The organism is Microbacterium oxydans (assembly GCF_000956525.1).
In the GTDB taxonomy this organism is placed as follows: domain Bacteria; phylum Actinomycetota; class Actinomycetes; order Actinomycetales; family Microbacteriaceae; genus Microbacterium; species Microbacterium oxydans_A.
The window spans coordinates 812,348-834,336 of the sequence record NZ_JYIW01000026.1; the positions used below are offsets into that span (position 1 = coordinate 812,348).

A 21,989-nucleotide genomic window follows, 5' to 3' on the forward strand; every position below is an offset into this window, starting at 1 on the left:
CCTCACGCGGTTACGCGCGACGACCCTTGACGATCTTCTCCTGGTTGACGTCGTCCGCCTCGGCAGCCGCGTGCTCCTCGTGGCCAGGAGCGCCGATGCCGGCACCCTTGCCACCCTGGAACTCCAGGATGAACGCATCGGTGTGCTTGTCGAGCTCTGCGACCGTGTCGTCGTCGAGGACGTTGGTCTCACGCAGGGTGTCGAGCACCTTCGTGTTGCGACGGAGGTAGTCCAGCAGCTCGCGCTCGAAGCGGAGCACGTCGGAGACCTCGATCGTGTCGAGCTTGCCCTTGGTTCCGGCCCAGATCGAGACGACCTGCTCCTCGACGGGGTACGGCGAGTACTGCGGCTGCTTCAGCAGCTCGGTCAGACGCGCACCACGCGACAGCTGACGACGCGATGCCTGGTCGAGGTCGGACGCGAACATCGCGAACGCCTCGAGCGAGCGGTACTGCGCCAGCTCGAGCTTCAACGTACCCGAGACCTTCTTGATCGACTTGACCTGTGCGTCACCGCCGACTCGCGAGACCGAGATACCCACGTCGACCGCCGGACGCTGGTTGGCGTTGAAGAGGTCGGACTGCAGGAAGATCTGGCCGTCGGTGATCGAGATGACGTTGGTCGGGATGTAGGCCGAGACGTCGTTGGCCTTGGTCTCGATGATCGGGAGACCCGTCATCGAGCCGGCACCGAGCTCGTCGGACAGCTTCGCGCAACGCTCGAGCAGACGGGAGTGCAGGTAGAAGACGTCACCCGGGTATGCCTCGCGGCCCGGCGGACGACGCAGGAGGAGCGACACGGCGCGGTAGGCCTCAGCCTGCTTCGACAGGTCGTCGAAGATGATGAGGACGTGCTTGCCGCCGTACATCCAGTGCTGGCCGATGGCAGAGCCCGTGTAGGGAGCCAGGTACTTGAAGCCGGCCGGGTCGGATGCCGGAGCTGCCACGATCGTGGTGTACTCCAGGGCGCCTGCCTCTTCGAGCGCGCCCTTCACCGAAGCGATGGTCGAGCCCTTCTGACCGATGGCGACGTAGATGCAGCGGACCTGCTTGTTGACGTCGCCGGACTCCCAGTTGTCCTTCTGGTTGATGATCGTGTCGATCGCGATGGCCGTCTTACCGGTCTGGCGGTCACCGATGATCAGCTGACGCTGGCCACGGCCGACGGGGATCATGGCGTCGATCGCCTTGATGCCGGTCTGCATGGGCTCGTGGACCGACTTGCGCTGCATGACGCCGGGCGCCTGCAGCTCGAGGGCGCGGACGCCTTCGGTCGCGATCGAGCCGAGGCCGTCGATCGGGTTGCCGAGCGGGTCGACGACGCGACCCAGGTACCCGTCACCGACGGGCACGGAGAGGACCTCACCGGTACGGGTGACTTCCTGACCTGCTTCGACACCGGTGAAGTCGCCGAGGACGACGACACCGATCTGGTCCTCGTCGAGGCTCAGTGCGAGTCCCTTGGTGCCGTCGCCGAAGGTCACGAGCTCGTTGGCCATGACGCCGGGCAGGCCCTCGACATGCGCGATACCATCCGCGGCGTCGATGACGGTGCCGACCTCGGTCGCCGCTGCCCCGGTGGGCTCGTAGGCGGCGGCGAAGTCCTTCAGCGCGTCACGGATGACGTCGGGGCTGATCGATAGTTCTGCCATTGTCTTCCCTTTGTATCTGGGTGCGCGGTTCCCCGCGCGAAGTCGTGTTAGCCCGCGAGCTTCTGGCGAAGATCTGCGAGTCGAGCGGAGATGCTGCCGTCGATGACGTCATCGGCGATCTGCACGCGCAGACCTCCGAGAACGGCAGGGTCGATGACGACGTTGAGCGAGACCTTGCCGTCGTAGCGGCGCGAGAGGGCGTCGCTCAGACGGGTGCGCTGAGCTTCGTTCAGCTCAGACGCACTGTGGACCGTCGCGACGACCCGACCGTGCTGGCTCGAGACGATGCGCATGGCGCGGTTCAGCAGCTGGCGGATGCGACGCCCGCGTGGCTGGCGCACGAGCGAGGAGACGATCAGCGACGCAGGTGCGCTGACTGAACCCGAGATCAGGCGCTCGACGAGCTCACCCTTGGCCGCTCCTCCCCCGAGGCGGCTGCCCAGGGCGAGTTCGAGCTCCGAGTTGGCGGCGATGACCCGAGAGAAGCCGAAGAGCTCCGCCTCGATGTCGGCACCGCTGTCGGCGACTGCCGCCGCTCGGATCGCGAGTTCCTCGATACCGTCGATGAGTTCGTCGGCGTCGGACCAGCGTTCCGTGACGACGGCCTTCAGCACGTCCCGCGTGTTCTGCGAGAACCCGGCGAACACCGCGTCGACGACGTTCTGCCTGGCCGCGGCCGAAGCCGAGGCGTCAGCAAGCGCGCCGCTCAGATGCGACGAGTCGCCCACGGCATGCGCCGCGGCGAAGAGCTCCCGCGAGGTGTCGAGGGTCACGCCGGATGCCGCGGCAAGCGCCTGAACGGATGCCGCAAGCGCCTGAGTGGTCGCGCTGCCCATTACTGGGCCGCCTTCTCGGATGCTTCGAGGTCGGCGAGGAAGCGATCCACCACAGCCGTGGCACGAGCGTCGTCGGACAGCGTCTCCCCGACCACGCCACCGGCGAGGTCGATGGCGAGCGATCCGACCTCGCTGCGCAGCGAGACGAGAGCGGTCTGACGCTCTGCTTCGATCTGCGTGTGCGCGGTCGCGGTGATGCGGGCAGCTTCGCTGCTCGCAGCGTCCCTGGCCTCGGCGACGATCTTCTTGCCGTCCTCACGGGCGGCCTCACGGATCTCACCGGCTTCGGTGCGAGCCTCGGCCAGCTGACGCGTGTACTCCTCGAGCGCGGCCTCAGCCTGCTTCTGAGCCTCGTCGGCCTTGGCGATGTTCCCCTCGATGGCGGCGGACCGCTCGTCGAGCATCTTCGTCAGCTTGGGAAGGGCGACCTTCCACACGACGACGAGGATGATGATGAACCACAGGCCAGACCAGATGATGTCGTACCACGCGGGGAGAAGCGGGTTGTTGGCCGCTTCGCCCTCCGCCGCGAGGTTCGTGACAAGAGCCTTGAGCATCCTGTCTCCTTCAGAAGTCAGTGTGGATTACGGGAAGGGGATGAATCCGACGGCGATGCCGACGAATGCAAGCGCCTCGGTGAAGGCGATACCGATCCACATGAGGACCTGCAGGCGACCGGCGAGCTCGGGCTGACGAGCGACGCCCTCGATGGTCTTGCCCACGACGATACCCACGCCGATGGCCGGGCCGATCGCTGCGAGGCCGTAGCCGACCGAAGCGAGGTGGCCGTTGATTTCAGCGAGAACCGTAGTTGCGTCCACGGGTTTTTCCTTTCGTTGGGTGGGAAGGCTGTTGCCGACCCGCTCAGTGCTCTTCTGCGACCGCGAGCTGGATGTAGACCGCGGTGAGGACGGTGAAGACGTATGCCTGGAGAACCGTGACCAGGATTTCGAACAGGGTGAAGGCGCCACCGAAGGCGAGGGTGCCGATACCGAGAGCGGCCCATCCTCCACCTGCGGTGAAGAAGAAGAACTGGGTGGCCGCGAAGCACAGCACCAGGATCATGTGGCCGACGACCAGGTTCATCAGAAGTCGGAGGGTCAGCGTGACCGGTCGGATGATGAAGGTCGAGATCAGCTCGATCGGCGTGACGATGATGTACACCGGCCACGGCACACCCGAGGGGAACAGTGCGTTCTTGAAGAAGTTCTTGGGGCTCTTCTTGATGCCGGCGTAGATGAAGGTCACGTAGCTGACCAGGGCCAGCGTGAGCGGCACCGCGATGATGGCGGTACCCGGCATGTTCAGGAACGGGATGATGCCGGTGACGTTCATGAACAGGACCATGAAGAAGATGGTCGTGAGGATCGGCAGGAACCGGTCGCCGTCCTTGCGGCCGAGCAGGTCGTGCGCGATGTTGGTGCGGACGAATCCGAGCCCCATCTCGACCAGGCTCTGGCCACGGCCGGGGATGACCTTCATGCGACGGGTGCCGAGCCAGAGGATCAGCACCACCACGACGACCGAGAGCAGCTGGATCAGGTGGATCCGGTTGACGGGGATGGGACCGACGTGGAAGAGGATCTCCGGGAAGAATTCATCGATCGACGGACCGTGGAACTCGCCATCCGAGGACGCGAGTCGAGGGGTCAGGGTCGCAGCAAGATTAAACAGCGCGGGCTCCAGCTTCGGGGCACCGGTCAGAACCGGGGCGACGATGGTCGGTGTGCTTCACTGCGCAAGCGCTCGCGGGAGAGCGGCGGGCACGTTTCAACACTATCAGAGTCAGATGGTCCGGGAGTCCGTCTGGCCCTCGTCGGAGGGCTTTTCCGGCACAATGTGGTGCCGTCCAGGCGCCCGGTCCTCCGGGACCACGGTCGGCAGCACGACCCCGGGTGCACGGTCCTCGGGAACCTCGGTCGGGAGCGAGATGTCGCTGACGTTGGGGAGGCGCATCCTGGTGAGCACCAGCACGTCGATCACGAGCGACATGATCACGCCGGCGACGATCGACAGGAAGAACACCATCGGGTGGATCCAGGGCTGGCCGCTCAGCACGATCATGATGACGAGGAACAGGCCCAGTTTGAGCAGCCAGCCCCCCATCACGATCGCGAAGAAGAGCTGCACATAGAGGGGCTGACCGAACCAGCGGTTCGCGATCAGGATGCTGGCGCCGGTGATCGCGAGGAAGAGCATGGCGAGCACGACACCGAGCAGGCCGCTGATCAGGCCTTCGGCCTGTCCGACGATGAAGCCCACGACGCCGGCGACGATCGCGAGGATCACGGTCGCGACGCCGGACAGGATCAGGGTGCGTCGCAGGATCGGATTGCTGGACACGGGATTCGGGCTCATCATGACTCCAGGGGTGTCGGGTCGGGCTCGGGCGCCGTCACCGGCTTCTTACGACGGGTGGGCAGGAGTGTGATCAGCAGGCAGGCGGCGATGCCGACCAAGCCGAAGCAGACGCCCAGGAGGTACTGGCCGGGCCAGTCCTCTCGCGCGCCGATGTACATGAGCAGCACGGCGAGCGAGATCACTGCCGTCCATGCGTAGAAGATGAGCACGGCGTCGCGATCGCGGTGGCCGAGATCGAGCATCCGGTGGTGGAGGTGCTTGCGGTCGGGCGAGAACGGCGAACGTCCGGCGCTCATGCGTCGCAGCACAGCGAGCCCGAAGTCGAGCAGCGGCAGCAGCACGACCAGCAGCGGCAGCAGGATCGGGATGAAGGCACCGAGGAGCTGCGAGCGTCCGAGCTGCTCCGGGTCGAGCGCCGAGGGCTCCAGTTGTCCGGTCACGGCGATCGCCGATGTCGCCATCAGGAGGCCGAGGAGCAGCGCACCCGAGTCGCCCATGAACAGTTTCGCCGGACTCCAGTTCAACGGCAGGAATCCGATGCATGCACCGATCAGCACCGCCGCGAGGAACGTCGAGAGGTTGAAGTAGCTGGATGCGCCGGAGTCACGGGTGAGGATGTACGAGTACGCGAAGAACACGCCGTTCGCGATCAGGCACACCCCGGCGACGAGACCGTCGAGCCCGTCGATGAAGTTCACCGCGTTCATGACGATCACGATCGCGAACATCGTGATCGTGATGCTGAGCCAGCTCGAGAACACGATGAGGTCGCCGAACGGCAACGAGAGGATCTGCAGACCACCGCCGACCGTGATGATGCCGGCCGCGAGGAACTGCGCGCCCAGCTTGATCATCCAGTCGAGGTCCCAGAGGTCGTCGACCACGCCGATCACCGCGATCAGGAACGACGCGGCGAGGACCGACCACATCGTCTGCGGCGGCATCCAGATGGTCTGGAAGAACGGATTCGTCGCCGAGATGCCGAAGGCGATCGCGATGCCGAAGAACATCGCGACACCGCCGAGCCGTGGCGTGGGAGTGGTGTGCACGTCCCGTTCCCGGATGCCGGGATAGAGCTTGTACCGGAGGCTCAGCTTCCAGACCGCCCAGGTCAGTGCGAAGGTGATCGCGGCGGTGAGGATGATCGTGAAGAGATACTGCTTCACGAATTCCCGTCCTGCTGCGCCTCCTGCGTCGGCTCCGTCGCCTGACCGGACTGCGCTTCCTCGTGCTGCTGGTCGCCGTCGTGCTCGTGCTCGTCCGCCGCTTTCGCCTCGGGCTCGAGAAGGTCGCCGAGCACCTCCTCGAGCTGCGCGCGGGTCACGACGCCGTGTCGGAGGATGCGCACGACACCGCCCTTCGGGTCGTCGCCCATGCGGCGGACCAGGGAGGTCGCATCGATGATGGTCGAGGCGATGCCGTCCTTGCTCATGCCGTCTGCCAGATAGACCGCGACGCTCTCGCCGAGCATCTGCTCCGCGTCATGCGCCGAGATCGCAGCGTCCTTGCCGGTGAGGTTCGCGCTCGACACCGCGAGCGGACCGGTCTCTGCCAGCAGCTCCAGCGCCACGCGGCCCTCCGGCATCCGCACCGCGACCGTTCCGAGGGTCTCCCCCAGGTCCCAGACCAGCGACGGCTGCGCAGGGAGGACGATCGTGAGCCCACCGGGCCAGAACGCGTCGACCAGCCGCTGCACGGCCTCCGGCACGGACTCGGCCAGCGCGTACAGGGTGTCCTTCGAACCGATCAGGACAGGCGGCGGCTGATTGCGTCCGCGGCCCTTCGCATCGAGCAGCTTCTGCACCGCTGCGGGAGAGAACGCGTCGGCCGCGACGCCGTAGACGGTGTCGGTCGGCATGACGATGAGGTCGCCGCGGCCGATCGCCTGGCGTGCGTGGCGCATTCCGGCGAGGAGCTGTGCCTCGTCGTGGCAGTCGAAGATGGAGGACATGACGGTTCGATTCTATGCGTCGTCGGAGTGGCGAATGCTCGGAGCCGGATGATCAGGGGCGCAGCGCCGTCGTGGCGCGGTCGCGGAGGGTCAGATCGCGGTGTGTGGCGGCAGCCCGCCAGCCATCGGCGGTGAGGATCTCGCGGATCGACTCCCCCTGCAGTTCGCCGTGCTCGATCACCAGCAGGCCACCGGGCCGGAGCAGCTGCAGGGCTCTGGTGCTCAGCACGCGGACGATGTCGAGCCCGTCTGCGCCGCCGTACAGCGCCATCGCCGGATCGAACAGCCGGACCTCCGGATCGCGCGGGATCGCCGCATCCGGCACGTAGGGCGGATTCGAGATGACGACGGCGGCCGTGCCGTCGAGCTCGGGGAACGCGGTCGCCAGATCCGACAGCACGAGCGTGAGGTTCTCGACGCCCGCCATGTTCCGACTGGCCCACACATGAGCATCCGGTGAGAGCTCGGCGGCGTGAATGCGCGCATGCGGCACCTCTGTCGCCATCGCGAGCGCGATCGCGCCGCTGCCGGTACCGAGGTCGATGCCGATCGGCGACTCCTCCGGAGAGTTCAGCAGCGCATCGATCGCGTACTGCACGACCGTCTCGGTCTCAGGGCGCGGCACGAACACACCCGGGCCGACCGCCAGTTCCAAGTGCCGGAACGGCGCGGTGCCGGTGATGTGCTGCAGCGGCTCCCGCGCCGTGCGCCGGACCACCACCGCATCGAGCTTCGCCGCAGCGGCGTCGTCGACCGAGTCCCCGCGGATCAGTGCCGCCTGCACCTCACCCCGCCGAAGCCCCAGCACGTGACCTGCGAGGAGCTCTGCATCCACCAGCGGATCCGGCACGCCGGCATCGGCAAGTCGCTGCGCGGCGGCGCGCACGATGGACGCGAGGGAGGTGTCAGACATGCGTTCCAGCGTAGAGCGCCGAGAGGTGTCACAATGCCGCCCCTCCAGGAGACCTCCCATAGGCTGAGGCTGCAGCTACCCGCAGAGGAAAGGCGTCCCAATGCCCGGCATCCACTCCGACATCACGACCGCGTTCGGCAACACCCCGCTGGTCCGCCTGAACAAGGTGACCGAGGGACTGGGCGCCACCGTCCTCGCGAAGCTCGAGTACTACAACCCCGCGTCGAGCGTGAAGGACCGCATCGGCATCGCGATGATCAACGCGGCTGAGGCCTCCGGCGAGCTGCAGCCCGGCGGCACCATCGTGGAGTCGACGAGCGGCAACACCGGCATCGCCCTCGCGATGGTCGGCGCGGCGCGCGGCTACAAGGTCATCCTCACGATGCCCGCGTCGATGTCGAAGGAGCGTCGGCTGCTCCTCAAGGCGTTCGGCGCCGAGATCGTGCTCACCGACCCGACCAAGGGCATGAGCGGCGCGATCGAGGTCACGAAGCAGATCGTCGAGGACACCCCCGGTGCCATCTGGATCCGCCAGTTCGAGAACGCGGCCAACCCGCAGATCCACCGTGAGACGACCGCGCAGGAGATCCTGCGCGATACTGACGGCGCTGTCGACATCTTCATCGCCGGGGTCGGCACCGGCGGCACGATCACCGGAACCGGACAGGCGCTCAAGGCCGTCAAGCCCGAGGTGCAGGTCATCGCGGTCGAGCCGAAGGACTCCCCCGTGCTCAGCGAGGGTCACCCCGGGCCCCACAAGATCCAGGGCATCGGCCCGAACTTCGTGCCGGCGATCCTCGATCGCGACGTGATCGACGAGGTCGTCACCGCCGAGTTCGAGGAGTCGATCCGGGTGGCACGCCGACTCATGGCTGAAGAAGGCCTCCTGGTCGGCATGTCATGCGGCGCTGCGGTGTCTGCGGCGCTCAAGGTCGCAGCGCGGCCCGAGAATGCCGGCAAGACGATCGTCGTGATCCTGCCGGACACGGGTGAGCGCTATCTCTCGACAGCGCTCTTCGAGGACCTGCGCGAAGACTGAGGACGCACCAGCATGATCGGTCGAATGCGCGAGGACATCGCGGCGGCGCGGCTCCGCGACCCAGCGGCACGCAGCGGCATCGAGGTCGCACTGCTCTATCCGGGGCTGCACGCCATCTGGGCGCACCGGGTCTCGCACGCGCTGTGGCGCCGACGGCTGCGGCTGCTGGCACGCGCCGGCTCGCAGGTCTCGCGCTGGCTGACCGGCGTCGAGATCCACCCCGGCGCGCAGATCGGCCGCCGCTTCTTCATCGATCACGGTATGGGCGTCGTGATCGGCGAGACCGCCGAGATCGGCGACGATGTGATGCTCTACCACGGTGTGACGCTCGGTGGCCGCACCCGCGAATCCGGCAAGCGGCATCCGACGCTCGGTGACGGCGTCGCGGTCGGCGCCGGCGCGAAGATCCTCGGTCCCATCACGATCGGAGCCGGTTCCGTGGTCGGCGCGAACGCAGTGGTCACTCGCGATGCGCCGGATGACAGCATCCTCATCGGGGTGCCGGCGAAGCCCCGTCACCGTATCGTCGGCGAAGACACGCGCGCACTGCTCACCGCACCCGACTACTCGATCTGATCGTCGGTCGGAGCGCCAGCGAGGTTCAGCGCGAGCGCTTCTCCTTGACCTTCTTCTTGAGGAAGATCAACGGCAGCAGCACGCTGCCGATGGCGGTGACGAGCCAGACGATGACTGCGCCGAGCAGCCAGCCGGTCGCATCGACGATGCGCAGCCCGCCGATCGGGAGCAGCACGACCACGATGAGGGCGATCAGCGTCGAGAAGATTCCGATACCGCCCATCAGCACCGGGGCGTAGCGGTCGGCGAGCCTGCTCACCCACGGCGAGAGCACGCTCTGCAGGATCGCGAAGATCACGATGCAGATGACGAAGCCCCACCACTCGCTCCACTGGATCTGGAAGCCCGGGAGCAGCAGGTCGGCGGCGATGAGACCGATGCCGGCCGAGAGCAGGTACGTGAGCGAGCGGAAGAGGAGCGTGAGCACGGGCTGAGCATATCGCTCTCAGGCCGACCGGCGGGAGCCCGGTATCCGCGCTCCCGCCGGCGCGACTCACTGCGCCACGAAGAGCGGGATTGCTCCGACCAGGATGCCGACTCCGAGCATCACCAGCGACACGATCGCCGCACGCCACAGCACCTTGCGGTGATGGTCACCCAGGTTCACGCCTGCGAGCGAGACGAGCAGCAGGATCGCCGGCACGAGCGGGCTCTGCAGATGCACGGGCTGGCCGGTGATCGATGCCCTGGCCATCTCCACCGGGTCGATGCCGAAGCTCGCCGCACTCTGTGCCAGCACCGGGAGGATGCCGAAGTAGAACGCATCATTCGACATGAAGAACGTGAACGGGATGGAGAGGAGGCCGGTGATCGGAGCGAGGAACGGACCGAGCGCCGGGGGCAGCACGTTCGTGATCCACGTCGCCATCGCGTCGACCATCCCGGTGCCGGTGAGCACGCCGACGAGGACACCGGCCGCGATGACCATCGACACGACGCCGACGATGCTGGGCGCGTGCGCGACGATCTCGGAGGCCTGGTCCTTGATACCGCGGAAGTTGACGAGCAAGGCGATGCCGGCGCCCACCATGAACACGTACGGCAGCGGCAGGATGTCGAGCACGAGCAGCACCATGACGGCCAGCGTGAGCACCAGGTTGAACCAGATCAGCTTCGGACGGAGCGTCGGCCTGGTTGGGTCCAGCATGGTGTCGGCCATCGCCGTGTCGGCGGGATCGACGCTCGCGGCCGCGACGGGACCGCGACCGCCAGCGACGACCACGATGTTGCCGGTACGGAGCGCCGCGCGGGCGCCCGGCTTCGGGTCCGCTCCGCGGAAGATCCGCGGCACGGTGCTCAGTGCGCCGCCGTCGGCGTGAGGAAGCAGGCCGTCGGAGTCCAGGCGCCCGAGGCGTCGACGCTCCTGCAGGCCCAGGATCCACGCGAACCCGAGCGTCACGACGAGTCCGGCGCCCAACGCCGGCAGCATCGGCACGAAGATGTCGGTCGGCTGCAGCCCGAGAGCCGTCGCAGCGCGCACCGTCGGTCCACCCCACGGCACGATGTTCAGCGTGCCGTTCATGAGACCGGCGACGCAGGTGAGCACGACAGGGCTCATCCCGAGCCGAAGATAGATGGGGAGCATCGCCGAGGTCGTGATGATGAACGTCGTCGAGCCGTCGCCGTCCAGCGAGACGGCACCCGCCAGCAGTGCGGTGCCGAGCACCACCTTCGCCGGGTCATCGCCGAGCACGCGCGTGATCAGGCGGATCAGCGGGTCGAACAACCCGACGTCGATCATGATGCCGAAGAACATGATCGCGAACATGAGCAGCGCTGCAGTCGGCGCCATCGTGCCGATCGCGTCGAGGATCATGTCGCCGAGACCGAGCCCTGCGCCCGCGAACAGGCCGAAGGCCGTCGGGACGAGGATCAGCGCGACCATCGGGGTGAGCCGCTTGGTCATGATGAGCGTCATGAACGCCAGCACCATCGTGAATCCGAGGAGCACGAGCACCCATTCGGGCGGCACGAATGCGACGTCGTACGTTGGCGCCTCTTCGGCGGCCGCGAGCAGGCCGGTGAATGCGTCGGGCATGCGGTGACTCCTTCGTCGTGGCTCCGTCGGCGGTGACGGATCCTGATGAGACTAGGGAAACGACGCACGCGGGGTGCGGTATCCCGCATTCCCGACGGTTGTGCGCGTAGCGTGAGTTCTGCGCATATTGCGCGAGAGGAGCAACGATGCCGAGAACGACGACGAACCGAACCCGGTTCGCGACCCGCGCGCTCCTGCTGCATCTCGCCACCGTCGCCCTCGTGGTCGTCCTGTGCACCGGGGTGTACCTGCTGCTCGCGGTGCAGCAGCTGCGCGCCGAAGCCGAGTCCACCGCCCTCGGCATCGCCAGGACCCTGGCCGAGGACCCGCAGGTGCGCGCAGAGGTGACCAGGATCTCGGCGTCCGAGCGGGAGCCCGATGCCGATGAGCTCCGCACCGGCGACCTGCAACGTCTCGCATCCGATGTCGCCGGCCGCACCGGAGCGCTGTTCGTCGTGATCACCGATGACAACGGCATCCGTCTCGCCCATCCGACTCCCTCTCGCATCGGCGAAGAGGTCAGCACACCGTACGAAGCGGTGCTGGAGGGTGCGGAGATCGTCGACTGGCAGACCGGCACGCTCGGCGACTCCGCGCGTGCCAAGGTGCCGGTCCGAGACTCGAGCGGCACGCCGGTCGGCGAGGTCAGCGTCGGCTTCGAACGCGCAGGCGTCTTCGACGATCTGCCGCCGCTGCTCGCCGTGATCGCACTCACGGCGGGCGGAGCCCTGGTGCTTGCGATGCTGGCCTTCCTCCTGCTCCGCCGACGCTGGGAGCGCCTGACCCTCGGGGTGCAGCCGGAGGAGCTCGTCGCCCTCGTGCAGAACCAGACCGCGGTGCTGAACGGCGTCGACGACGGCGTGCTCGCGATCGACACGCAGGGGATCGTCAGGGTCAGCAACGCCGCCGCAGACCGCTTCCTCGGGCTCGACTCCCCTGTCGGACGACCGTTCGAGGCACTCGGTCTCCCGCCAGCCGTGGTCGGCACGGCGACCGGCGCACTCGCCCGATCGAGTGCTGTGGTCGGCGACCGAATGCTCTATCTCGACTCACGCCCGGTCGTGCGCGATGGGCGCGCGCTGGGCGATGTGCTGATCGTGCGCGACCGCACCGATCTCATCGCGCTGACCGAGCGGCTCGAGACCGTCAGGACGATGACCGGGGCCCTCCGGGTGCAGCGTCACGAGTTCGCCAACCGGATGCACGTCGCCGCCGGACTGATCGACGCGGAGCGTGTGCCGGACGCCAGGGCCTTCCTCGGCGAACTCGTGGAGCGGGGGTCGGTGGCGTTTCCCGTCGCGGGACTCGAGCTCCTCGGCGACCCGTTCCTGCATTCCTTCCTCGGCGCCAAGGGCATGGAGGCAGGCGAACGCGGGGTCGTGCTGCGCATCGCCGACGACACGCAGCTGATCGGCAGCGTCGTCACCGCGGAAGACGTCGCTGCCGTGCTCGGGAACCTCATCGACAACGCCGTCACCGCGGCCGTCTCCGGCGGGCGGACGCCGCGATGGGTCGAGGTCGCCGTGCTGGACGACGGCGACGCGCTCGTGGTCACCGTGGCCGACTCGGGCGACGGCCTCCGCGGGAACGAACCGATGTCGCCTCGCATGACCGAGGACGAAGCCACTGAGAGCGTGCACGGTCACGGAATCGGCATCCCGCTGTCGACCGAGATCGCCCGCCGCAGCGGTGGCGACCTCTGGATCATCGACCCCGGGGACGACGACCACGGCGCCGTGTTCGCCGCCCGCCTCGGCGGAGCCGTCGGCCACGCTCCGCCCGAACACGGGGCTCCGCACGACCGCGACGCTCCGAGCGAGCGCACGGCTCCGAACACGAACAGGGAGAAGTCATGACCGATCCGCTCCGGGTGCTCATCCTCGACGACGACTTCCGCGTCGCACAGCTGCATCAGGGCATCGTGGACGAGCATCCGGGGCTGATGGTGACGCAGACCGTGCGGTCTCTCGCGGAGGCGCGCGACAGCATCCGCTCCTCCCGTCCCGACCTGCTGCTGGCCGACGTGTTCCTCCCCGACGGCGACGGCATCACGCTGGTCCGCGAAACGGGAATCGACGCCGTGCTGATCTCGGCGGCCGACGACGCACCGACCGTGCGCCGTGCGCTGCGGTCAGGGGCGATCGGCTACCTCGTGAAGCCCTTCGAACGGCGTGCCTTGTCCGGCCTGCTGGACCGGTACTCCCGCTACCGCAATCTCCTCGCCGGCGACCGCGCAGTGCGGCAGGACGATATCGACAGGGCGCTCGGCATCCTGCACGGCGCAGGCGAGCCGGTATCGATGTCGCGATCGGCGACGGAGCAACTCGTGCTCGCCGCACTCGGCGACGGCGAAGCGTCGGCTGCCGAGGTCGGCGAACGCGTCGGCATCTCGCGGGCCACCGCCCAGCGACACCTCGCAGCCCTCGCTGCCAGGACCATCGTGGAGGTGCGGCTCCGCTACGGCGCCGCCGGTCGCCCCGAGCATCGGTACGCTGCACGGACCTGATCCGCCGGGCGCACTCGCCTCAGCTCAGGACTCGGAGCCCACCGCCGCGAGCCGTGCTTCCTCATCAGCGGCGATCGCCGACTCGATGATCGGCTCGAGCGCGCCGTCCATGACCTGATCGAGGTTGTACGCCTTGAACCCGGTGCGATGATCCGCGATGCGGTTCTCCGGGAAGTTGTAGGTGCGGATCCGCTCTGAACGATCCATGCCGCGGATCTGCGACTTGCGGGCGTCGGATGCCGCAGCGTCGATCTCCTCCTGCTGCTTCGCGAGGATCCTGGCACGCAGCACGCGCATGCCGGCCTCACGGTTCTGCAGCTGGGACTTCTCGTTCTGCATCGAAACGACGATGCCCGTCGGCAGGTGCGTGATGCGCACCGCGGAGTCGGTCGTGTTCACCGACTGGCCGCCGGGGCCGGAGGAGCGGAAGACATCGATCTTCAGATCGTTCTGGCTGATCGCGATCTCGTCCGGCTCGTCGACCTCGGGAAACACCAGCACACCCGTGGTCGAGGTGTGGATCCGTCCCTGCGACTCGGTGGCCGGCACCCGCTGCACGCGGTGCACGCCGCCCTCGTACTTGAGGTGCGCCCAGACGCCCTGCGCTGGGTCGGTCGACGATCCCTTGATCGCGAGCTGGACGTCCTTGTAGCCGCCGAGGTCGGACTCGTTGCGTTCGAGGAGCTCGGTCTTCCAGCCCTTCGAGGCGGCGTACTGGATGTACATGCGCAGCAGATCGGCAGCGAACAGCGCCGACTCGGCGCCGCCCTCCCCCGCCTTGATCTCCATGATCACGTCGCGCGCGTCATCCGGGTCACGCGGGATCAGGAGACGCCGGAGCTTCTCCTGCGCCGCTTGCAGTCCCTCTTCGAGCTCGGGGACCTCTGCGGCGAACGCCTCATCCTCACGCGCGAACTCTCGCGCAGCGTCGAGGTCATCGGAGGCCGCGACCCACGCATCGTAGGCGGCGACGATCCGCGAGAGCTCGGCGTAGCGACGGTTGACGCGCTTCGCCCTGGCTGCGTCGGCGTGCACCGCCGGGTCGGAGAGTTCCTCCTGCACCCGGCGATGCTCGTCGATCAGCGCCTGAACGGACTCGAACACAGCGGCTCCGGTCAGCGGATGTTGTTGTCGTGCCCGTGTGCGCCTGACGGCAGCGTGGGGATCGACTTCTGCATCTGCACGAGGAACTCGACGTTGGAGTTCGTCTCGCGGAGCTTACCGAGCACGACCTCGAGTGCCTGCTGCTGGTCGAGACCGGCGAGGGCGCGACGCAGCTTCCAGGTGATCTTGACCTCGTCGGTCGAGAGCAGCATCTCTTCGCGGCGGGTGCTCGACGCGTTGACGTCGACGGCCGGGAAGATGCGCTTGTCGGCGAGCGAGCGCGACAGGCGCAGTTCGCTGTTGCCGGTGCCCTTGAACTCCTCGAAGATGACCTCGTCCATCTTGGAGCCGGTCTCGACGAGCGCGGTCGCGAGGATCGTGAGCGATCCGCCGTTCTCGATGTTGCGCGCAGCACCGAAGAAGCGCTTGGGCGGGTAGAGCGCCGATGCATCGACGCCACCGCTGAGCACACGACCGGATGCCGGAGCCGCGAGGTTGTACGCGCGGCCGAGGCGGGTGATCGAGTCGAGCAGCACGACCACGTCGCGACCGAGCTCGACGAGGCGCTTGGCGCGTTCGATCGCGAGCTCGGCGACCGTGGTGTGGTCCTCGGCGGGGCGGTCGAACGTCGAGGCGATGACCTCGCCCTTGACGGTGCGCTCCATGTCGGTGACCTCTTCGGGGCGCTCGTCGACGAGCACGACCATGAGATGGACCTCGGGGTTGTTCTGCGCGATCGCGTTCGCGATCTGCTGCAGCACGATCGTCTTGCCTGCCTTGGGCGGAGCGACGATCAGGCCGCGCTGTCCCTTGCCGATCGGCGCGACGAGGTCGATGATGCGCTGCGTGAGCTTCTCGGGCGCGGTCTCCAGACGCAGGCGCTCCTGCGGGTAGAGCGGCGTGAGCTTGCCGAACTCGACGCGGGTGGCCGCGTCGTCGATCGAGAGGCCGTTGATCGAGTCGACCTTGACCAGGGCGTTGTACTTCTGGCGACCCTGCTGCTCGTTCTCGCGCGGCTGCTTGATCGAGCCGACGATCGCGTCACCCTTGCGCAGGTTGTACTTCTTCACCTGTCCGAGCGAGACGTAGACGTCGCTGGGGCCGGCGAGGTAGCCGGTGGTGCGCACGAAGGCGTAGTTGTCGAGCACGTCGAGGATTCCGGCGATCGGGATCAGGACGTCGTCCTCGCCGATCTCGGTGTCGAACTCGTCGGTGGGAGCGCCGCTGCGGCGCTTGTTGCGCTGACGGTTACGGCTGTTGCCGCCCTGCTCGTCGTCCGCTGCAGGCTGCTGCTGCTCCTGCGCCGCGCCGTTCTGACCGCGACCGCGGTTGCGGCTGCGGTTGCGGCTGCGGTTGCGGCCGCCCTGCTCGTCTCCGTCGCCGGAGTCGGCGTCGTTCGACGGCTGCGAGGACTCTGCGGGAGCCTCGGAGTTCTGTGCGGCCGGAACCTCGGCGTCGGCAGCGGGCTTCTGCGCACCGCGACGGCCACGACCGGAGGTCTTGGGAGCAGCGGCGGGAGCCTCGGCGGCGTCACCGGCAGACGCGGCGTCGCTCTTGGGAGCATCGCTCGTGACGTCAGCGCTCTTGGCGGAGTCGCTCTTGGCGGAGTCGCTCTTGGCGGAGTCGCTCTTGGCCGAATCGCTGCTGGACGAGTCGTCCTTCGCGGGAGCTGCTGATGCCTCTGCGGCGGATGCGTCGGCTGCGGGAGCCTCGGCATCGGCCTTCTTGGCGCGGCTGCGACGCGGCGCCTTCGCCTTGGGGGCGGCCTCTGCGGTCTCGCCATCGTTGCTCGGTGCTGCGGCGGGCGCGGCATCCGTCTTGGATTCCGCGGCGGCCTTCTCGGCCTTCGCTGCTGCGGTCGCGCTGGTCGCACGACGCGGCGCGCGCTTGCGCGCCGGTGCGGCCTCGGTGGTCGCTTCGGCACTCACGGCCGGAGCTGCGGCAGCCGGAGCCGCCTGGTCGTTCTGGGTCTCGGAGAAATTCTCCACGAGCACTCCCTCTATGTCATGGGAAACGAGCGGTGTACGCGCACAACGGGTGCTGCGCGCGATCGCACGGGCTGACGCTCGGCGTCAGCCGGCCTTGGGCACGTATGCCGTGGGGGTTTGCGTGCGGGTCTTGCAGAGTTGCAATGGGGCCAGATTCACGAAGCTACGTGGAAGCCCTCCGCTCGATCCCCCACTGTACCACCACGCACATCGACAGCGAGCAGGAGCGAGTCCCACGGGGTGTCGGTCACCCGGTTCGCGAGTTCCACCGCATCCTGACGACTGCCGGGACCGTCGGCGAGCACCAGGACGCTCGGACCTGCACCGGAGACGACCGCAGCGAACCCGGCTGCACGCAGCGCCTGCACGAGACGCTGCGTCTCAGGCATGGCACCAGCACGATAGTCCTGGTGCAGGCGATCGGCGGTGGCGTCGAGCAGCAGCTCCGGGCTCTGCATCATCGCGGCGATGAGCAGCGCGGAGCGCGAGACGTTGAAGATCGCGTCAGCCGTCGACACCTGCGGCGGCTGCAGGGATCGAGCCTGCGAGGTCGACATCGTGTAGGAGGGAACGAGCACGAGCGGCGAGACACCGCGGTGCACCAGCAGCTTCTTGTGCTGCGGTCCGCGCTCGCCCACCCAGGCGATCGTGAGGCCGCCGAACAGGGCGGGGGCCACGTTGTCCGGGTGTCCTTCGAGCTCTGTCGCGAGGCGCAGGAGGTCTTCGTCGCTGATCTCGACGTCGCCCGCCAGCAGTCCCTTCGCCGCGAGCACGCCGGCGGTCACCGCAGCACCGGAGGATCCGAGACCGCGCCCGTGCGGCACACCGTTCTCGGCGACGATGCGCAGTCCGGGCATCGGGCGATCCGCGTCGGCGAACACGTGGGCGATCGAGCGCACGACGAGGTTGGAGGCATCCGTCGGGATCTCGGCAGCACCGGTCCCGCTCACGCGGATCTCGAGCTCACCTGCCGGAAGCTCGGTCACCTCGAGCGAGTCGTAGATGCTCAGTGCGAGGCCGAGCGTGTCGAACCCGGGACCGAGGTTGGCGCTGGTGGCGGGGACTCTGACGTCGACCGTGCGGCCGAGCGCCACCGTCACTCGCCTTCCACGCGCAGCACGGAGACCACGCGCTCGACGACGGAGCTGTCGGCCAGGGCGTCGACGGTGGCGCTGAGCGCGCTCTCGGTCGCGCGGTGGGTGCCGATGATGAGCCGCGCGGTCGGCTCGGCCTCGCCGTCGACCGTCTGCACGACCGTCGCCACGGAGACGCCGCCGTCGCTCAGGGTGCCGGCGACCGTGGCGAGCACGCCGGGAGCATCCGCGACCTCGAGCGTGATCTGGTACCGGGTCGTGACGTGCCCGATCGGGACCACCGGGAGGTTCGCCCTGGTGGACTCGCCCACACCCACGCCGCCGGCGATATGCCGACGAGCTGCGGACACGACGTCACCGAGCACGGCGGATGCCGTCTGCACGCCACCGGCGCCCGCGCCGTAGAACATCAGCGAACCGGCGGCCTCGGCCTCGACGAACACCGCGTTGTTCGCGCCGTGGACGGCGGCGAGCGGGTGCGTCTTGGGTACCAGTGCCGGGTACACGCGCACCGAGATCGACTCGTCGCCGTTCGCCTCGAGGCGCTCGCACACCGCGAGCAGCTTGATCACGAAGCCGGCCGCACGGGCCTCTTCGATCATGGATGCCGTGATCGAGGTGATGCCCTCGCGGTACACGGCGTCGAGCGGCACGGCCGTGTGGAACGCGAGGCTCGCGAGGATCGCGGCCTTCTGCGCCGCGTCGTAGCCCTCGACGTCTGCCGTCGGGTCTGACTCGGCGTACCCGAGGCGCTGCGCGTCGGCGAGCACGTCGGCGAAGTCGGCGCCCTCGGTGTCCATGCGGTCGAGGATGTAGTTCGTCGTGCCGTTCACGATGCCCATGATGCGCACCACGCGGTCGCCGGCGAGCGAGTCGCGCAGCGGGCGGATGATCGGGATCGCACCTGCCGCGGCGGCCTCGTAGTACACGGATGCGCCCACGCGGTCGGCCGCCTCGAAGAGCTCAGGGCCGTGGGTGGCGAGCAACGCCTTGTTGGCGGTGACCACGTCGGCGCCGGAGCCGATCGCCTGGAGGATGTTCGAGCGAGCCGGCTCGATGCCGCCGATGAGCTCGATCACGATGTCGGCCCCGAGGATCAGCGACTCGGCGTCGGTCGTGAAGAGTTCCTTCGGGAGATCCGTGTCACGCGGCGCATCGAGGTTGCGCACCGCGATGCCGGCCAGTTCGAGCGAAGCGCCGGCGCGATCAGCCAGCTCGTCTCCGTGGCGCAGCAGCAGCGCCGCCACCTGGGAGCCGACCGCTCCTGCACCCAGCAGTGCCACGCGAAGTCGTCGGTACTCAGTCATCTTGCTCCTTCAGGGGTGGACGGACGGGATCCGTCGGAGTCGTTCGCCACGTCGATGCCCGCATCCCGCGAGAGCAGGTCGGCGATGGTCTCGCCGCGGACGATCACTCGCGATTCGCCGCCACGCACGGCGACGACGGGTGGACGTGGAACGTGGTTGTAGTTGCTCGAGAGCGACACGCAGTACGCGCCGGTCGCCGGGACCGCGAGCAGGTCGCCCGGCACGAGGTCCGCCGGCAGGTACTCGTGGTCGACGACGATATCGCCGGATTCGCAGTGCTTCCCGACGACCCGGCTCAGCTGCGGTGCGTCCGAGCCGACACGCGAGGCGAGTCGGGCCGAGAACTGCGCGCCGTACAGGGCGGTTCGCGCGTTGTCGCTCATGCCGCCGTCGACGCTCACGTAGCGGCGGACCGCCCCGGATTCGATCGTGACGTCCTTCGTCGTGCCGACTTCGTACAGCGTCACACCCGCGGTGCCGACGATCGCCCTGCCCGGTTCGAAGGACAACGCCGGGATGGCGATGCCGCGCGCCTCGCATCCGTCCGCGACGGACGCGACGATCTCGGCAGCGAGCTCGTCGATCGGCGTCGGGTCGTCGATGCGGGTGTAGGCGATGCCGAAGCCGCCGCCGAGATTCATCTGCGGCACCGGGCCGCCGTCGAGCAGCCGCTCGTGCAACTCGAGCACCCGCGACGCGGACTCACGGAACCCGGCGACGCCGAAGATCTGCGAGCCGATGTGGCAGTGCAGCCCGGCGAAGTCGAGTCCCGACAGTTCGCGGATGCGGGCGACCGCCGTCTCGGCATCCGGCAGCGCGAAACCGAACTTCTGGTCCTCGTGCGCCGTGGCGAGGAAGTCGTGCGTCTCGGCGTGCACGCCGCTGATCACGCGCACGAAGACGCGCTGGACGGCGCCGGTGCGGGCCGTGATCGCGGCGAGCCGTTCGATCTCGATATCGCTGTCGACGATGATCGAGCCGACACCGACCTGGACCGCTCGTTCGAGCTCTGCGGTCGACTTGTTGTTGCCGTGGAAGCCGATCGATGCGGGCGCGACGCCCGCCGCGAGCGCGACCTCGAGCTCGCCGCCGGTGCAGACGTCGACACGGAGTCCCTCGTCGATCACCCAGCGTGCGACCGTGGCGCTCAGGAACGCTTTGCCGGCGTAGTAGACCTGCGCCGTGGTGCCATGGGCTGCGGTCGCAGCGTCGAACGCCGTGCGGAAGGCGCGGGCACGGGTGCGCACCTCGTCCTCATCGAGGACCAGCACCGGGGTGCCATAGGTGCGGGCGAGCGCCTGGACGCTGACGCCGCCGAGCACGAGTGCGCCATCGCCGTCACGGGTGGCCGACGCCGGCCACACACCGTTCGCGAGATCGTTCACGTCTTCGGGGACGACGAGCCATTCCGGGGCGAGCGAGTCGGCAGGGGAAAGCACTGGACACCAATCGTGGGACGGATCTCGGGCGGGGACGCGCACATCGAGGTTGTCCCCGATTCTAGGGCACCGCCTCCGGCCGCTTCGTCACGGTGACTCGCCGCGTCAACCCCCTGCGACCGCCGCATCCGGCCTCATAGGGTGGGGGCGTGACGAACTCCGAATCGCGACCCCAGCCCGGTCTCATCCCGCGTGTCAGCGGCGCGGTGATCCGCTGGGCCCTCGCCCGAAGGCCGGTCCGCGCACTGTTGCTGTACTCCGAGCGTCGCGGCGCGATGCTCGCCGACAGCATCACGTACCGAGCGCTGTTCAGCGTGTTCGCCGGGGTGCTGCTCGGCTTCTCGATCGCGGCGCTGTGGCTCGCCGGCAACCCCGACGCGTGGCAGGCGATCATCCGCGCAGTGCAGTCCGTGGTCCCCGGGCTGATCGGTGAAGACGGCGTGATCAAGACGACCGATCTGCAAGCACCGGCGTCGCTGTCGATCGCCGGGATCATCTCGCTCGTGGGTCTCATCGGCGCGGCGCTCGGCGCGATCGGTTCGCTCCGGACGGCGGTCCGCGTGATCGCAGGCACGACGCACGACGACATCCTGTTCATCTGGGTGATCCTGCGCAACCTGCTCCTCGCGATCGGCATCGCGGTGGCCTTCCTCGCCGCTGCCCTGCTCACCTTCGTCGGGCAGCTCGGCGTCGCGTGGGTCAGCGATCTGCTCGGACTCAGCGCGGATTCGGTCGCAGTCGCCGTCACCGTCCGCGTGCTGTCTCTGCTCGTGGTCTTCGCACTCAACACCGCGCTCATCGTCGGCATCTTCCGTCTGCTCTCGGGCGTCACGCCCTCGGCCCGTTCATTGTGGTCCGGCGCGCTCCTCGGCGGATTCGGGCTCCTCGTGCTGCAGGAGCTGTCGAGCCTCTTCGTCGGTGGCGCGACCAGCAACCCGCTGCTCGCATCGTTCGCATCCCTGCTCGCGCTCCTGATCTGGATGAACTTCTCCAGCCAGGTGATCCTGATCGCCTGCGCCTACATCGTGACGGCTGAGGAGGAGACGAAGGACCGCGTGCACGCTCGATTCGGCGCGTCGACCTTCGTCCAGCGTCGGGTGCAGCGCGCCGAGGTCGACATGAGGATCGCTCAGGACGAGTTGCGCGCGGCCCAGGAGGCAGCGAGCGAGGAAGCCAAGGCCTGAGG

The 21,989-nt window shown here is 68.1% G+C and carries 21 protein-coding genes; 5 read left to right on the plus strand and 16 right to left on the minus strand.

Features of this window, described 5'->3' with window-relative positions; genetic code table 11:
- Positions 1-10: 10 nt before the first annotated feature.
- From atpA to prmC, 9 genes are all read right to left on the minus strand, one after another.
- Positions 11-1,651: a F0F1 ATP synthase subunit alpha gene (atpA, locus tag RS83_RS16545; RefSeq protein WP_045280548.1), complete on the minus strand. Its 1,641-nt coding sequence runs from the start codon at positions 1,649-1,651 to the stop codon at positions 11-13.
- 47 nt (positions 1,652-1,698) lie between these two features.
- On the minus strand, positions 1,699-2,487 hold the full coding sequence (locus RS83_RS16550) for a F0F1 ATP synthase subunit delta (protein WP_045280549.1): 789 nt from the start codon (positions 2,485-2,487) through the stop codon (positions 1,699-1,701).
- Positions 2,487-3,044 (minus strand): F0F1 ATP synthase subunit B, encoded by a 558-nt coding sequence (locus RS83_RS16555; RefSeq protein WP_045280550.1) that lies wholly within the window; start codon positions 3,042-3,044, stop codon positions 2,487-2,489. Before RS83_RS16555 ends, RS83_RS16550 begins: the two co-directional genes overlap by 1 nt.
- A 27-nt stretch (positions 3,045-3,071) precedes the next feature.
- Positions 3,072-3,308 (minus strand): ATP synthase F0 subunit C, encoded by a 237-nt coding sequence (atpE, locus tag RS83_RS16560; RefSeq protein WP_017203132.1) that lies wholly within the window; start codon positions 3,306-3,308, stop codon positions 3,072-3,074.
- 43 nt (positions 3,309-3,351) lie between these two features.
- Positions 3,352-4,161 carry a F0F1 ATP synthase subunit A gene (atpB, locus tag RS83_RS16565; protein ID WP_230114668.1) on the minus strand — a complete coding sequence of 270 codons (810 nt, stop codon included), beginning with the start codon at positions 4,159-4,161 and terminating at the stop codon, positions 3,352-3,354.
- 111 nt (positions 4,162-4,272) lie between these two features.
- Complete coding sequence (locus RS83_RS16570; RefSeq protein WP_230114634.1) at positions 4,273-4,845, minus strand: hypothetical protein; 573 nt, start codon at positions 4,843-4,845, stop codon at positions 4,273-4,275.
- On the minus strand, positions 4,845-6,014 hold the full coding sequence (locus RS83_RS16575) for an MraY family glycosyltransferase (protein ID WP_045280552.1): 1,170 nt from the start codon (positions 6,012-6,014) through the stop codon (positions 4,845-4,847). The genes RS83_RS16570 and RS83_RS16575 overlap by 1 nt, the downstream gene beginning before the upstream one ends.
- Positions 6,011-6,799: an L-threonylcarbamoyladenylate synthase gene (locus RS83_RS16580; RefSeq protein ID WP_045280553.1), complete on the minus strand. Its 789-nt coding sequence runs from the start codon at positions 6,797-6,799 to the stop codon at positions 6,011-6,013. The genes RS83_RS16575 and RS83_RS16580 overlap by 4 nt, the downstream gene beginning before the upstream one ends.
- Positions 6,800-6,851: 52 nt before the next feature.
- Positions 6,852-7,712 carry a peptide chain release factor N(5)-glutamine methyltransferase gene (gene prmC, locus RS83_RS16585; RefSeq protein WP_045280554.1) on the minus strand — a complete coding sequence of 287 codons (861 nt, stop codon included), beginning with the start codon at positions 7,710-7,712 and terminating at the stop codon, positions 6,852-6,854.
- 100 nt (positions 7,713-7,812) lie between these two features.
- Here prmC and cysK point away from each other — a divergent pair, with 100 nt between their 5' ends.
- The gene (cysK, locus tag RS83_RS16590; RefSeq protein ID WP_045280555.1) at positions 7,813-8,751 is read left to right on the plus strand and encodes a cysteine synthase A; all 939 of its coding nucleotides are present in this window, start codon (positions 7,813-7,815) and stop codon (positions 8,749-8,751) included.
- Between the two features lie 12 nt (positions 8,752-8,763).
- Positions 8,764-9,327 carry a serine O-acetyltransferase EpsC gene (gene epsC / locus RS83_RS16595; RefSeq protein WP_045280556.1) on the plus strand — a complete coding sequence of 188 codons (564 nt, stop codon included), beginning with the start codon at positions 8,764-8,766 and terminating at the stop codon, positions 9,325-9,327.
- A gap of 25 nt (positions 9,328-9,352) precedes the next feature.
- Here the strand turns inward: epsC and RS83_RS16600 are convergent, their stop codons facing one another.
- A complete protein-coding gene (locus RS83_RS16600) occupies positions 9,353-9,754 on the minus strand; it encodes a phage holin family protein (RefSeq protein ID WP_045280557.1) in 402 nt (133 codons plus the stop codon).
- A 66-nt stretch (positions 9,755-9,820) separates the two neighbouring features.
- On the minus strand, positions 9,821-11,365 hold the full coding sequence (locus tag RS83_RS16605) for a CitMHS family transporter (RefSeq protein ID WP_045280558.1): 1,545 nt from the start codon (positions 11,363-11,365) through the stop codon (positions 9,821-9,823).
- Between the two features lie 146 nt (positions 11,366-11,511).
- Between RS83_RS16605 and RS83_RS16610 the strand changes: the two genes are divergently transcribed.
- Together RS83_RS16610 and RS83_RS16615 are read left to right on the plus strand one after the other, a co-directional pair.
- Positions 11,512-13,221, plus strand: a complete 1,710-nt coding sequence (locus RS83_RS16610) for a sensor histidine kinase (RefSeq protein ID WP_082071706.1) — start codon at positions 11,512-11,514, stop codon at positions 13,219-13,221.
- On the plus strand, positions 13,218-13,871 hold the full coding sequence (locus tag RS83_RS16615; RefSeq protein ID WP_045280559.1) for a response regulator: 654 nt from the start codon (positions 13,218-13,220) through the stop codon (positions 13,869-13,871). Before RS83_RS16610 ends, RS83_RS16615 begins: the two co-directional genes overlap by 4 nt.
- A 24-nt stretch (positions 13,872-13,895) precedes the next feature.
- Here RS83_RS16615 and prfA read toward each other — a convergent pair whose 3' ends face one another.
- The 5 genes from prfA to lysA form a co-directional block, all read right to left on the minus strand.
- On the minus strand, positions 13,896-14,975 hold the full coding sequence (gene prfA, locus RS83_RS16620) for a peptide chain release factor 1 (RefSeq protein ID WP_045280560.1): 1,080 nt from the start codon (positions 14,973-14,975) through the stop codon (positions 13,896-13,898).
- A gap of 11 nt (positions 14,976-14,986) precedes the next feature.
- Positions 14,987-16,963: a transcription termination factor Rho gene (rho, locus tag RS83_RS16625; RefSeq protein WP_156153235.1), complete on the minus strand. Its 1,977-nt coding sequence runs from the start codon at positions 16,961-16,963 to the stop codon at positions 14,987-14,989.
- Positions 16,964-17,118: 155 nt separating this feature from the next.
- Positions 17,119-18,063, minus strand: a complete 945-nt coding sequence (gene thrB, locus RS83_RS16630) for a homoserine kinase (RefSeq protein ID WP_045280561.1) — start codon at positions 18,061-18,063, stop codon at positions 17,119-17,121.
- On the minus strand, positions 18,060-19,364 hold the full coding sequence (locus RS83_RS16635; protein WP_045280562.1) for a homoserine dehydrogenase: 1,305 nt from the start codon (positions 19,362-19,364) through the stop codon (positions 18,060-18,062). The genes thrB and RS83_RS16635 overlap by 4 nt, the downstream gene beginning before the upstream one ends.
- Positions 19,361-20,803, minus strand: a complete 1,443-nt coding sequence (lysA, locus tag RS83_RS16640; protein WP_045280563.1) for a diaminopimelate decarboxylase — start codon at positions 20,801-20,803, stop codon at positions 19,361-19,363. Before lysA ends, RS83_RS16635 begins: the two co-directional genes overlap by 4 nt.
- A gap of 149 nt (positions 20,804-20,952) precedes the next feature.
- Here lysA and RS83_RS16645 point away from each other — a divergent pair, with 149 nt between their 5' ends.
- Positions 20,953-21,987, plus strand: coding sequence for a YihY/virulence factor BrkB family protein (locus tag RS83_RS16645; RefSeq protein WP_045280564.1), 1,035 nt, complete (start codon positions 20,953-20,955; stop codon positions 21,985-21,987).
- Positions 21,988-21,989: the final 2 nt, after the last annotated feature.

Excerpts from the sequence above, each read along its gene's own strand:
- atpA (WP_045280548.1), bottom strand. The coding sequence starts at position 1,651 with ATGGCAGAACTATCGATCAGCCCCGACGTCATCCGTGACGCGCTGAAG.
- RS83_RS16550 (WP_045280549.1), bottom strand. The coding sequence starts at position 2,487 with ATGGGCAGCGCGACCACTCAGGCGCTTGCGGCATCCGTTCAGGCGCTT.
- RS83_RS16555 (WP_045280550.1), bottom strand. The coding sequence starts at position 3,044 with ATGCTCAAGGCTCTTGTCACGAACCTCGCGGCGGAGGGCGAAGCGGCC.
- RS83_RS16570 (WP_230114634.1), bottom strand. The coding sequence starts at position 4,845 with ATGAGCCCGAATCCCGTGTCCAGCAATCCGATCCTGCGACGCACCCTG.
- RS83_RS16580 (WP_045280553.1), bottom strand. The coding sequence starts at position 6,799 with ATGTCCTCCATCTTCGACTGCCACGACGAGGCACAGCTCCTCGCCGGA.
- prmC (WP_045280554.1), bottom strand. The coding sequence starts at position 7,712 with ATGTCTGACACCTCCCTCGCGTCCATCGTGCGCGCCGCCGCGCAGCGA.
- cysK (WP_045280555.1), top strand. The coding sequence starts at position 7,813 with ATGCCCGGCATCCACTCCGACATCACGACCGCGTTCGGCAACACCCCG.
- epsC (WP_045280556.1), top strand. The coding sequence starts at position 8,764 with ATGATCGGTCGAATGCGCGAGGACATCGCGGCGGCGCGGCTCCGCGAC.
- RS83_RS16605 (WP_045280558.1), bottom strand. The coding sequence starts at position 11,365 with ATGCCCGACGCATTCACCGGCCTGCTCGCGGCCGCCGAAGAGGCGCCA.
- RS83_RS16610 (WP_082071706.1), top strand. The coding sequence starts at position 11,512 with ATGCCGAGAACGACGACGAACCGAACCCGGTTCGCGACCCGCGCGCTC.
- RS83_RS16615 (WP_045280559.1), top strand. The coding sequence starts at position 13,218 with ATGACCGATCCGCTCCGGGTGCTCATCCTCGACGACGACTTCCGCGTC.
- RS83_RS16635 (WP_045280562.1), bottom strand. The coding sequence starts at position 19,364 with ATGACTGAGTACCGACGACTTCGCGTGGCACTGCTGGGTGCAGGAGCG.